Annotated in this window: 9 protein-coding genes; 5 read left to right on the top strand and 4 right to left on the bottom strand. The window is 54.9% G+C overall.

Going from position 1 to position 13,118, the window contains the following annotated elements; genetic code table 11:
• Positions 1–63 precede the first annotated feature (63 nt).
• The 3 genes from RBB81_RS08420 to RBB81_RS08430 form a co-directional block, all read right to left on the bottom strand.
• On the bottom strand, positions 64–1,161 hold the full coding sequence (locus RBB81_RS08420; protein WP_353073366.1) for a Gfo/Idh/MocA family protein: 1,098 nt from the start codon (positions 1,159–1,161) through the stop codon (positions 64–66).
• Entirely contained in the window at positions 1,158–2,393 is a 1,236-nt protein-coding gene (fucP, locus tag RBB81_RS08425) for an L-fucose:H+ symporter permease (RefSeq protein WP_353073367.1), read from the bottom strand. The genes RBB81_RS08420 and fucP overlap by 4 nt, the downstream gene beginning before the upstream one ends.
• A gap of 68 nt (positions 2,394–2,461) precedes the next feature.
• Complete coding sequence (locus tag RBB81_RS08430; RefSeq protein WP_353073368.1) at positions 2,462–3,298, bottom strand: amidohydrolase family protein; 837 nt, start codon at positions 3,296–3,298, stop codon at positions 2,462–2,464.
• A gap of 223 nt (positions 3,299–3,521) precedes the next feature.
• Here RBB81_RS08430 and RBB81_RS08435 point away from each other — a divergent pair, with 223 nt between their 5' ends.
• The 4 genes from RBB81_RS08435 to RBB81_RS08450 are packed head-to-tail and all read left to right on the top strand — an operon-like array spanning position 3,522 to position 7,350.
• Positions 3,522–4,370, top strand: coding sequence for a fumarylacetoacetate hydrolase family protein (locus RBB81_RS08435; protein WP_353073369.1), 849 nt, complete (start codon positions 3,522–3,524; stop codon positions 4,368–4,370).
• A gap of 27 nt (positions 4,371–4,397) precedes the next feature.
• Positions 4,398–5,147, top strand: coding sequence for a glucose 1-dehydrogenase (locus tag RBB81_RS08440; protein WP_183789857.1), 750 nt, complete (start codon positions 4,398–4,400; stop codon positions 5,145–5,147).
• A complete protein-coding gene (locus RBB81_RS08445; protein ID WP_353073370.1) occupies positions 5,144–6,502 on the top strand; it encodes an enolase C-terminal domain-like protein in 1,359 nt (452 codons plus the stop codon). Before RBB81_RS08440 ends, RBB81_RS08445 begins: the two co-directional genes overlap by 4 nt.
• Before the next feature lie 47 nt (positions 6,503–6,549).
• The gene (locus RBB81_RS08450; RefSeq protein ID WP_179581523.1) at positions 6,550–7,350 is read left to right on the top strand and encodes an IclR family transcriptional regulator; all 801 of its coding nucleotides are present in this window, start codon (positions 6,550–6,552) and stop codon (positions 7,348–7,350) included.
• A 91-nt stretch (positions 7,351–7,441) separates the two neighbouring features.
• Here RBB81_RS08450 and RBB81_RS08455 read toward each other — a convergent pair whose 3' ends face one another.
• A complete protein-coding gene (locus tag RBB81_RS08455) occupies positions 7,442–8,878 on the bottom strand; it encodes a sodium:solute symporter family transporter (RefSeq protein WP_423248070.1) in 1,437 nt (478 codons plus the stop codon).
• A gap of 563 nt (positions 8,879–9,441) precedes the next feature.
• Here RBB81_RS08455 and RBB81_RS08460 point away from each other — a divergent pair.
• The gene (locus RBB81_RS08460; protein ID WP_353073372.1) at positions 9,442–12,981 is read left to right on the top strand and encodes a TonB-dependent receptor; all 3,540 of its coding nucleotides are present in this window, start codon (positions 9,442–9,444) and stop codon (positions 12,979–12,981) included.
• Positions 12,982–13,118: the final 137 nt, after the last annotated feature.

Genomic DNA, 13,118 nt, shown 5'->3' on the forward strand with positions numbered 1-13,118 from the left:
GGCCATAAAAGCGACTCGTTCCTCTAATTGAGCTCTTTTCATTGGCTGCACTTGGAGACAGTGTCAGTCACCAAGCTGCAGAACCTCTCCGCTTTGCTCGCTGGAGCGGTAGAGCGCTTCCACCAGCGCCATGGTTTGAAAGGCGTCTTCGTAGTGGGTTGGGAGGCTGGATGTTGAGCCTTCGACGAAGGCCTGAAGGGCACCCATCGTCCCGATAAAGCCGTCGGGAATGTTAGCTCCGGCAACTGGAAGTGCCTGCCAGCAGTCCTCAGTGCATCCCCGCTCGGCAAACTCGGCTGTGTCGGGAACCCCCATTGGGTAGTCCAGATTCAAGCCCATGCTGATGCGAGCCGCACCACGAGTACCTTCCCACTGGACGAAGCTGTGCTGATGCTTCTGGCCAAAGTTGTGGTGATGATTACTCGCAACGAAAACCCGCATGTTGCCGCCGTAGTCCAGGATTGCGATGGTCTTGGTTGCGGCCAAGTTAGCTGTGTGAGGGTCGTTTACGGTTTTAGCGTACACGCTATTTGGGTTTCCGAGCCAGGAACGAATCAGGTCGAAGTAGTGGATGCTGTGATACATAATCTCAACTCTTGGGGCGGTGGCGAGGAAGGTCCAGAGATCCCAGGGGGTATAGGTAGTGGTTTGAACCTGAAGATCATGGAGATCTCCCAGCAAACCTGCCCTTGCCAGGGCTGAGATAGCCAGATTGTTAGGGGAATAACGCAGGGAGAAGTTGACTGAGGCCGTGAGCCCCTTGGTCCGGCAAAGATAGCGAATGATGCGTGCTTCTTCGAGTGTCTCTCCCATAGGCTTCTGCATCAGGACAGCGGACCCATCAGGAATGTGAGGAAGGATATGCGATAGTTGCGAAGCAGGTACGGCGATGTCGTAGACGACATCATCGGGCGCGAACTGCACGACACTGTCGATATTGTCAAAGGTGCGAGCGATGGCGTGACTCTTAGCCAGTAACTCTGCTCGTTCAAGACTCTGATCCATCAAACCTATGACCGAGAACTTGCCTTTTTGGTACGCAGGCAGATGTGCGGACCGAACGATGCCTCCCGCCCCGATGATAACGATAGGGCGGCTGTGTTTGGGCATTGGCGGCGAAGCGTGCGCCTTAATCGCGGAAAGGACTGAGTCCTGGATCATGCTGTAGTCTCCACGGCGGGGGTCTGTGATGAGAACGCTGCAACTACTAGGTAGCAGACGGCGGGGACGAGATATGCAGCAGCCATGCTGCCGGAATATTCGGAGATGAGTCCCATAACGGGGGTCAAGATAGCGCCACCGAGGATGGCCATGACGATCAGTGATCCGGCGAGATTTGTCTCTTCTCCCATACCGCGAATGCCAATGGCAAAGATGGTGGGATACATGATCGACATAAAGAAGCTGGTCATAAGAATCGCGAACAGGCCATACCAGCCGGAGGCCAAGATCCCAATAGCCAATAGCAAAACGTTCAGGATGGCATAGGCCGTCATAAGCTTTGCGGGAGCTAGCCATTGCATGATATACGCCGAGCCGAACCTGCCGATGCCGAAGGCTACAAGGGTTCCAGTCAACAGAAGTCCGGCGGTGCGCTCTGAGACGTGGGTGTACTCCTGGGCGTATGGGATGAAGTAACTCCATGTACCAACTTGCGCGCCCACGTAGAAAAACTGCGCGACGATGGCGTACATCAGCAGACGATGACGAAACAGTCGTTTCCACGAACCGGATAACGGAGCGGCGGCTTCAATTACTCGTGGGATGCGGGGAAAATGGGTGACAGCAATCAGAGTTGCCCAGGCCAGAGCGATGACACCAAGCACTAAGTATGGAGTGACGACTCGCTGGGTTTCGTGATGGAGATAGGCAACGTATGTGCCGCTGCTGAGCATGGATGCTTTTTGCGCTGGTGTCAACTCGATCCCGGAAAAGATGAAACGTGTCCCGATAAGGACGCCGCTGATTGCACCAATAGGATTGAAAGCCTGTGAAAAATTCAGTCGGCGCTCTGCGCTGGTGGCTGGACCTAGCTGCGCGATGAAGGGATTGGCTGCAGTCTCCAGAAAGGCGAGGCCACTTGCCACGATGAAGAGTGCGCTGAGAAAGAAGGCATAGCTGCTGGTCATGGCCGCAGGCCAGAAGAGCATACAACCCAGACCGAAACATAGGAGGCCAGTGATAAAACCCGATTTGTAACCGTATCGTTTGATGAGCAATCCAGCAGGCAGGGCAAGAAGAAAGTAGCCAAGATAGAAAGCGGATTGCACCAACCCAGCTTGGAATCGGCTTATGGCGAACGACTTCATAAACTGGCGAATCAGAACGTCATTCAGATTGTTGGGGACACCCCAGAGAAAGAACAGGCCGGTAGCCAAAATAAAGGGGCGCATGAGGCCTTTTGGAAGAAAGGACGAGATCTCGCTGGTCTCTGCGGTCCGTAAAGGGAGAGAAGGATGCATCAGGCGCTTGCTCCGGAGAGTCGATAGACACGGGTTGCTGTTTCACCGAGAATGGAGGCCTGCTCGGAAGGGGAGAGCGATGCTGTCCACCCTTCGACAATATGCCACCATTCCGAGTAGCTGCTACCGACGGTGCAGACAGGCCAATCTGTTCCAATCATCAGACGCTCTGGGCCAAAGCTCTCAAGCACCACATCGAAATAAGGCCGTAGCAACTCCGGGGTCCACGTCGCTGGGTTCGCCTCTGTGACGAGTCCAGATACCTTGCAGGTGACGTTTGGTCGTTGGGCCAGTTCGCGGACATTGCGACTCCAGAGATCTATTTCATGCCGCGCAATGGCAGGTTTGCCCATGTGGTCGAGAACGAAGCTATGAGCAGGAAACTGATCGACGAACGCAATGCCCTCGGGAAGCTGATGAGCATAGACCAGAAGATCGTAGACAAGGCCGGTCCCTGCGAGCTGATGAATTCCTCTCTGGAAGTCAACGCTTGTTAGAAACTGAGAAGGTTCGGCCTGAACGACGTGGCGCAAGCCCTTCAGTAGAGGATTCTGCCTCAGATCGTCAAGAATCGAAGGGAAGTCTTTTGCCGCGATCGGCGCCCATCCGATAACACCGAGGATAGGGGCCTCCTGCGCCATTTCGAGGAGCCATTGCGTCTCTTCGAGGCTTTGGCGTGCCTGGACCGCGACGCTTCCATCCACTTTTGCCTCGATAAGCTGCGAGCGAAGCTCCGAATTCAGAAAGTCGCGGCGGAGGTCTGACATCTCATCCGAGATCCAGTCGTACTCAGCCGGGTCGTATCTCCAGAGATGGTGATGACTATCGATACGCAAAGTGATGACTCCGTTAAGGTGCCAAGTTTCAGCGCCTCGATCTCTGGACGAACTCAGGCGCAGGCCAGAATATCATTTACTAGTAAAAACAATTTTCCGCATATAATATTGCGTATTCTGGTCTCTGCTGTATATAACGAGAACGCTGTAGTTTGAAAAGCCTTTATCCTGCGAACAGTAATGATGATCTGACGTCAGGAGTCGAATTGAATCAGAGGAGCTCATGAAAGTAGTAACGTTTGCGCAAGGAAACAGTATGCCTCGGCCCGGCGTGCTTGAGTCAAAAAAGGTGTACGACATCACGGAATATGGCTTTCGCAGCACGCTGGAGTTGATTGAGGGCGATGCAGATGCACTCAAGGCTATCCGCGGCGCCACGAGTAGCAACGCGTCATATGCACTTGACGAGATCCATCTGTTAGCTCCTATCCAACGGCCACCGCGCATCTTTGCTGTTGGCCTAAACTATCAGGAGCACGCCGCTGAATCGAAGATGACGGTACACGTGGTCCCGACGGTCTTTATGAAGCTCTCGTCATCGGTGACAGGACCGGATACCGAGGTGATCCTGCCGAAGAACTCTGCGCAGCCTGATTATGAAGCAGAGCTTGCTGTAGTAATCGGCAAGCCCGGATATCGCATTGCTGCGCGTGACTGGGAAAAACATGTTTTCGGCTACACGATTGTGAATGATGTCAGCGCGCGCGACGTGCAGCTTGCGACCTCGCAGTGGACGCTGGGGAAAAGCTTTCCTACCTTCACTCCGTTAGGACCTGCAGTGGTTACACGCGATGAGATTGCCGATCCTCATGCGCTCGATATACAGCTTGCGATTGACGGGGAGGTGCTACAGAACTCCAATACGAAGAACCTGATCTTCCGTATCCCTCAGCTCATTGAACACATCTCTTCGCTCACTCCACTCGAAGCTGGCGACATTATCAGCACAGGAACTCCGCAGGGAGTGGGTCTCGGACGCACTCCGCAGCGCTGGCTGCGCGATAACGAAGAGATCGTAATTACGATTGCAGGGCTGGGCAAGCTTCGTAACAGGACGCGAGCCGAGGCTTAATCCATCACCACACGTGGAGGAGACAACGTGGCAGAAGCATTTGGGCTGAATAAAAAATCAGCGTTGGTGACTGGCGGAGCAAGCGGCATTGGAGCCGCGACCTGCCGCGAACTGGACCGTGCAGGCGCAGAAGTGGTGGTTGCAGATCTCAACTTCGAGGCGGCTAAGTCGCTTGCTGACCAGCTGAAGCAGGGAACAGCACTGCAGATCGATGTCACCGATGAGGCCAGCGTGAAAGCCGCTGCTGCTAGTTTGCCGAGGCTCGACATTCTGGTGAACAACGCAGGCATCGGGAATGTAGGAACTGTCGCAGAGGTGAGCTACGAGGATTTTGACCGATTAATGAAGGTAAATGTCTACTCCATTTTTCTTGTGACGCAGGCGATGTTGCCTCTAATTCTGCAAGCTCATGGAAGCATTGTGAATATCGGTTCGGTCGCTGGAATGGTTGGGGTAAAGCAACGTTTTGCGTACTGCGCGAGCAAGGGAGCGGTGCTGGCAATGACGCGACAGCTTGCAGTGGATTACCCGAAGGAGTTGCGGGTGAATGCTGTTGCTCCGGGAACTGTGCAAACACCATTCGTCGAAGGCTATCTGGAGAAGTATCACGCACACGAAAAAGAGAAGGTTCGTGAGCAACTCGTGTCTCGTCAACCGATCGGCCGCCTAGGCACTCCTGAGGATGTGGCGTCCCTTGTGCGCTATCTCTGTTCGGAAGAAGCCGGGTTTATCAACGGTGCCGTCGTTGCAATCGATGGAGGGTGGACAGCAGCATGAACGTCAGCGATCCTCGTATTACTCAGGTCCACACAATTGATCTTCGCTTTCCTACTTCGAAGTACAGCATCGGCTCTGACGCGGTCAATAAAGATCCAGACTACTCCGCTGCTTATTGCATTCTGGAGATGGACAGCGGTCTTCGTGGACATGGTCTCACGTTCACGCTTGGCCGAGGAACGGAACTGTGCGTTACAGCGATCGAATATCTTTCGCGCTTTGTCGTTGGACGTCGTTTGAGCGAGATTACGGAGAACTTCGCGGCGTTTTCCCGTCAACTGCTCGAAGATAGCCAGTTCCGTTGGCTTGGACCAGAGAAGGGTGTTATTCATCTGGCTGCTGCTGCCGTGATCAATGCGGTGTGGGATCTTTACGCCAAGGTGGAAGAGAAACCGCTTTGGTTATTGCTCGCAGATATGACGCCAGAGCAGATCGTATCTACCATTGACTTCCGTTATATCGATGATGCTCTTTCGCCAGATGAGGCACTCGAGATTCTTCGCGCGGCGAAGCAGACGATGCCTGGTCGTTTGAAGCTGCTCCGCACGCAAGGCTATCAGGCCTATACGACCTCTGTGGGCTGGTTCGGGTTTAGTGATGAGAAGATTTGTCGACTTGCGCAAGAAGCACTGGCTGACGGATGGACCTACTTCAAACTGAAAGTCGGAGGAGATCCCGAAGACGATCTTCGCCGTGGCCGCATAGTACGAGAGGCGATCGGTTGGCAAAACCGCTTGATGCTCGATGCCAATCAGAAGTGGGGAGTAGAAGAGTCCATCACACGCATTCGCGCTTTGCAGGAGCTCCAACCGTGGTGGATGGAGGAACCAACTAGCCCTGACGACATTCTTGGGCACGCACGGATTCGCCGCGAGACAAAGCCCACACGTATTGCGACTGGCGAGCATTGCCACAACAAGGTAATGTTCAAACAGTTGATGCAGGCAGAAGCGATTGACGTATGTCAGATCGACAGCTGTCGCGTGGCGGGCGTGAATGAAAACCTGGCAATCATTCTGATGGCCAAGAAGTTCGGCGTTCCGGTCTGTCCACATGCCGGAGGCGTTGGGCTTTGCGAGTATGTGCAGCATCTCTCGGCGTTTGATTTTCTGTACGTTTCAGAAACGATGGAGGACCGGGTCATTGAGTTTGTCGACCATCTGCACGAACACTTCGTGACCCCGGTCGATGTAAGGAGTGGACGATATTATTTGCCGGAGGTGCCAGGCTACAGCATTGAGATCAAGCCGGAGTCGCTCCAGACGTATGCGTTTCCTCATGGAATCTATTGGTCATCGGAGGAGGGCTGGCCACTCGGCAAAGTGATGGCGGCACGTCAGGCTGTTCGGCGGTAGGCTGCAAAGGCATCTGCTATTCTGAGTTCGCCTCTCGACCCTTCAATATGGCATCCAGAAAAACCGTGAAGACCGCTTCTAAACCGGCCAAGAATACTTATGCTACGCCAGCTCTGGAAAAGGGGCTGGATGTCATTGAACTGCTCGCTCACCATCCGGGTGCCCTGAGCAAAAGCGACATCTCACGCCATCTTAATCGCACAGTGTCTGAGATATTCCGCATGCTGGTGTGTCTGGAAAAGCGAGGATACATTGCACAGACCGACGGCGATCGCTACGCGCTGACGTTGAAGCTTTTCTCGCTGGTACAGGAGCATCCGCCGACGGAGAGGCTAATCACCGAAGCTCTGCCAGTGATCCATCGTGTCACGCAACAAATGGATCAATCGTGCCACATAGGCATCATTGAAGGTGCTCAGGTTACGATTCTTGCGCAGGTGAATGCGCCGACGCCGGTGGGGTTTTACGTCAAACTCGGCTCGACGGTGGACCTGATGGAAGCAGCGTCTGGTTACGTAATTCTTGCCCACCTTGGAGACGAAGAGCTTGAGCGCACTCTGACCGAATGGAAGAGCACCACGGGTAAAAAGGTTCCCGAAGATCTAAAGAAACACCTGTCCCGCATTCGGCGGCAGGGGCATGAGACACAACCGAGCTATTTGGTCCGTGGTGTTGTCAACATCAGCTGTCCAATCTTTGATGAGCGTGCCTCGGCCATCGGAGCTCTGACGGTTCCTTACATTCAATACAACGAGTCCAAGATAGGTCTTGCCGAAGGAAGTAAGATCCTGAAGCAGGCCTGCCTGGAGATTACTCATGCTATCGGCGGGAGACTGCCCGTGAATTGAAAGTCCGAAGAGACGACGAAGGTCATCGCTTGAACAAGTCCAAAACCAACCCGCACCGCTCTTTAAATCCCACATTGCATGCTCAACGTCTTTATCGGAGCAGCCAGTTAAGGCTAAGCAAGAGAGCAATGAGTATCATCGCGAGTACCCACGTCGACCTATACATCCGGTGAGTTGATTTCAACTGTGACCACCGCGTTGGCCCTGTTCCGGATTCGTAATCTGACCGCCCGAATATGCTGACGCCCACGGCCACAAGGCAGGTTACAAAGAAGGCGTATATGGCCGAATGAAAGCTGGCGCTCATCATCGATCCATAGCGCAGATAGCCTGAGATAGAGAGTGTCAGGTGCAAGATCGAGGCGCACATTCCAGCAAGGAAGCCAGCAAAAGCGCCCCGCGTTGTGATGCGCGGAGAGAGTATCCCGACCAGAAAGATCGCCCAGAACGGTGTGCCGAAGATAGTAAAGATCAGCTGCACATGCTCCATCATGTTGCTGAAGTAGAACGTGATGGAGGAATCGAGAACTGCGAGAGTGGCGGCAAAAACAACCGCACAACGGCCAACGATCAGGTAGTGCTCTTCGCGACGGCCGGGACATAGCTGCGTACGATAGATGTCCTCTGTCCATACTGAAGCGAATGCCGCGACGTTGGCAGCGACCCCTGACAGAAGGCTGGCGGCGAGTGCGGTATATCCGACGCTCAGCATGACTGGGCCGTATGCCCTTTGCATTAGCAACGGGATAGCCTGCTCGTATCGTGCGGTGGTGCCCAATTGAGTGAAGAGGCGTGCTGCGACCAATCCCGGGCAAACGATGAGCAGGGCAAAGAAGAGCTTCGCCAATCCGCTCCACAGAGGCACCTGTTGCGCTGCTAACTCCGTGCGGGCAGTGAAGGCGCGTTGCATCAGCACGAAATCGGTACACCAGTATCCGAACCCGAGTACGAATCCTAAGCCCACGGTTAGCCCAAGAACATCAAATGGACTGGACACAGACGCGGTCGGCATACCCACCCACAGGTGGCCCAGCGAGACTTGGTCCGTTCTGGTTGTAACCAGCAGGTACCGAATACTTAGAAAGCCGATAGGCAGGAGTCCGAGAAGCACCACGGTGAGCTGTAGCATTTCGTTGTAGATAGTCGCGCGAAGTCCGCCTAAAAGGATATAAACCAGCACGACAATCGCAGTGGCGACGCCTCCAGTGATGAAGCTCCATCCGACTGCCACCTCGAGAAACTGGGCTACAGCGAAAAGCGACACCCCGCCCAGCAGCAGGAGGGAACAGGCGACCACGCAAGCATTCAGGAGACGCATTTGGGGTCCGTAGCGAATTTCCAGGAACTGCGGCACGCTCCGGATCGAAAGGGTACGGTAGAGTGGCAGAAATCGAAGTGCCGAAAACAGGAGTGCCGGGATAGCACCAATCAGATAGAAGTGAAACGCCACTACCCCATACTGGGCTGCTACCGCGCTTAGCGCTATAACCTCGAATGCTCCACAGTTAGCGGCGACATAAGAGAGCACGACAACACCCGAAGGCAGGGATCGGGTCGCGTTGAGGTATGAGTTTGCTCCCCGAAATCTGCGCCTCGCTGCCCATCCGATCAGGAGCGAGGCTGCGAGATATCCGGGCAATAGAAGTTCGAGGATGGTTCTAGCTTTTCGTATATTGGCCGCACCTATAAACTGGAGTATTGACGCGGCCCATGATCCATGGGCCGCACGCTGATCTCAGCATTGCTTCCAACCTCAAGCGTCAATCCTGCTTCCGGCGAAGGATAGCAGAAGCCTGTAGAGGCGGGGTTGAGCATGTGTGCAGCGAGGAGCTAGTCATTTTTCACCTGTGCTTTTAATTTTTCATTGACAAACGAGATACGGCTTCTGTACTTTTCTCATCGAAATGTAACCGGATTCATTTTTGTATGCGAAACATCAACTCGGGTACCACTCAGGCAATTCGAACCACTCGAGATTTTATTCAACCCGTCAGTGGCAGAGGTCTCAGGAATTGCGGAAGTCAGAAGCAAGGCGCCGAGGAGCAAATCTACGGCGCAGGTTGGAGGCAAATATACATGCGAGGCGAAAACGTGGCTCTAAGATTTGAAAAGCGTCTTCTGGTGATAGGGAAGTCGTGGCCGATGTTCTGGCTGCTCCTTCTTCTATCCCTATGCGGTTCAGCACATGCCCAGGTGGATCAGGGAGCTATCACAGGTGTCGTGCAGGACTCTTCGGGTGCGGCGATCCCAAATGCGAAAGTTACGCTTACGAGCCCGGAAACAGGATTAGTGCTGCAACGCCAGGCCAATGAGAGCGGTGTCTACGTCTTTTCTCCAATCAAGATCGGCGACTACACACTGAGTGCCTCCGCACCCGGGTTTTCGACCACGAAGCAGCAGAACCTGCACGTCGATATTCAGCAGCGCCTTAACATCGACCTGAAGCTACAGCCGGGCGCTACAAGCGAGACGGTCACGGTGACCACTGGTGCCCCTCTGCTGGAGACTCAGGAAGCTGCGGTAGGACAGGTCATCAGCACAGAGACGATCAACAACACGCCGCTGAACGGTCGCAACTGGGTCTACATCGCGCAGTTGACGGCTGGCGTCGCACCTCCGTTCGGAGGCACCCGCGGCAGCGGTACGGGCGACTTCGTTGCGAATGGTCAGCGCGCCGAGCAAAACAACTTTGTCCTGGATGGTGTCGACAATAACACCAATCTGATCGACTTCCTCAACGGTTCGAGCTTCGTAATGCGTCCGCCCCCGGATGCGCTCGCCGAGTTCAGCATCCAGACAAGCAACTTCAGCGCCGAGTTTGGTCACTCCGCCGGCGCGGTGATGAACGCCAGCATAAAGTCTGGAACGAATGCCATTCACGGCGATCTCTGGGAGTATCTCCGCAATACCAACCTTGATTCGAAGGACTGGGACGCAAGCACCATTTCGCCTTATCACCAGAACCAATTCGGCGGTACGATCGGCCTGCCCTTCTGGAAAAACCACCTGTTCTACTTCGGCGACGTCGAGGCCAACCGAATCTCGGTAGCCTTACCCACCACGACCACGGTTCCGACAGCGCTGATGCGCACCGGCAACTTCTCTGAACTGCTGAACACCAATCTCAACAACCAGGGTGTGCCGGTTCAGCTCTATGCGCCGAACTCGGGCGGCGCGACCACGCTTTCCTGTAACGGTGTTAACAATGTGATTTGCCAGAACCAGATCGATCCCGTTGCGCAGAAAATCATCAACATGTACCCACAGCCGAACCTCGGCGTATCGGGACTGACTTACAACAACTACCGCGTGAACCTCGCTCGGACGGATAACACGGTACAGTGGGATCAGCGACTGGACTGGAATATAAGCGCGAAGGACCAGGCCTACGTGCGTTTCAGCTACGCGCACGAGATCAAGACGAACGGCCTGCCGCTTGGTCCGGTGCTGGATGGCGGCGGCTTTGGCGGTGCGAACGATACGAATCTGGCTGAGAACTTCATGCTCAGCGAATCGCATGCCTTCACCTCGAACCTCGTCAATGAGTTCCGCTTTGGCTACAACTGGATCGTCTCGCAATATCACCAACCCAACGCCAATGACTACTCCTTGGCGGCATCGCTTGGACTGGGTGGCATTCCCAACAACGGTCCCGGACTGGGTGGCATTCCACTGGGCTACTTCGGATATGGTCCGATCCAGATCAACCAGTGGGGTTCGGTTGGCACACAGGACGAGGCCCAGAACGTCTATCAAATCCTGGACAACGTCACGCGCACGATTGGCAACCATTCCCTCAAGGCGGGCGTATCATTTCAATCGATTCGCGTCTTCGATCGCTACGCCCCGAACCCGATTGGCCAGTACTATTTCAACGGCCAGTACACGGGTAAGGTGGGAAGTTCCATCACAACAGGCGCAGGTCCGGCGGACTTTCTGCTTGGGCAAATGAACTCCGCCGCCATTGCGAACAGCCCGCCGATTAATGATTCGCAGTGGTACAACGCAGCTTATTTGCAGGATGACTGGAAGGTCACGCCACGGCTGACGCTCAATATTGGCGTCCGTTATGACCACTATGAGCCATATAAGGAGAACGCCGGCAATCAGGCGAACTTCATCTCGACAGGCAATCTGGGCATCGGTACTGGAACGGGCATCTATGAGCTTCCCAGCCGGTCACGCAATCAGGATCTCGGCGCGCCGTTCCTCGCCGTGCTGGCCAAGGACCACGTCTCACTGCAGTACAACGACAATGATCGGCTGGCGACGGGGCAGAGCTTTAACTTCGCGCCGCGCCTGGGTGCTTCGTTCCGAACTGATGAGAAGACCGTCGTCCGCGCCGGCTTCGGACTCTTCTACGGTGGCCTGCAGAGCCAGGGCAACACCAATCTGGGAACGAACTTCCCCTGGGCAAACGGAGCCAATCTCCCAACGCCGGACTGCGCTTCAGGGAGCTGTCCATCGCTGTTGTCGCAGGGCATCTCGCTGGAGAATGGTCTGGTTGCAGCCACCGGGGTTGGACTGCAGAACTTCGTATCCTTTCCCGGCTTGCACGGCATTGATCCGAACATCAAGACACCCTACACCATCAACTACAGCCTCACGGTGGAGCGGTCCATCACCCCGAACCTGGCCGCGACCGTCAGTTACGTCGCCAACTCATCCAGACACCTCTCGACCTACTACGATCCCAACACAATACGCGGTCTTTTTGCTCCCGGCGTATCGACGCAGCAGTACCAACCATTTCCCGACCTCAGTGGCATTGGAACAATCCACTTCGGCGGCGATAGCAACTACAACTCACTCCAAGCCAAGCTGGAAAAGCGTACGTCGCACGGCTTGACCTTCCTTGCGACGTACACCTATGCGCACGCGCTCGATGACACAAGCGACGCGGGCGGACTTTCGACAGCAGTCGGTGACCGCAACATGGCGCTGATTCCGTATGGCCAGGAATGGACGAACTCGCCTTACGACATTCGTCACCGCTTCACGCTGAACGGAAATTATCTACTGCCGTTCGGGAAGGGCCGCGCGTTCCTGAACAACTCCCGTCTCGCGGAATATACCGTTGGCGGCTGGTCCACAAGCGTGGTCTTTGCGGTGCAAACTGGCACTCCTTTCACAGTGTCGCCGAGCATCTCTACTGCGAATGGTGGAACCGCGCGTGCCCTCCTCGTTGGTGATCCGTTCAAGTCGGGCGGGACTCCAGACACGGCTAATAATCCCAGCTTGACTTCTTGTCCTACAAAGGTAAAGACACGGACGAACTGGTATAACCCCTGTGCCTTCATAAATCCTTTGCCGGGAAACCTTATTACGGGTTCAACTGTCGTCACGGATTACGCGTCCGCTGTCGCGTTTCTTGGCGGTCGCTCAAACCAGATTTATGGCCCCGGCTATTCGCGCGTGGACATGTCATTGTTCAAGACTTTCCCCACTTTCCGCGAACAATCGCTGCAATTCCGCGCCGACGCCTTCAATCTGCTCAACCACCCAACGAATGGAAATCCTGCGAATACCGGTATCGGACCGCAAGCTGGCCAGATCACGGGAACGAAGTTTTTCCAGAACAACACACCTGATGCTCGGTTCCTTCAGCTCTCGCTGAAGTACACGTTCTAGCTCGCTTGGAGGGCGGTACTCTTTACGGCCCTCCAAGTCCCTATGTTCTTACGGAGTCGAGTGTTTTCTGACCGGGGAGGGGTCCTCGGACGGTCGGAGGCATCGTCCTCTTTGGGATGGAGTGGAGTCGAACAGAT

The organism is Tunturibacter gelidoferens (assembly GCF_040358255.1).
GTDB classification, from domain to species: Bacteria; Acidobacteriota; Terriglobia; order Terriglobales; family Acidobacteriaceae; genus Edaphobacter; species Edaphobacter gelidiferens.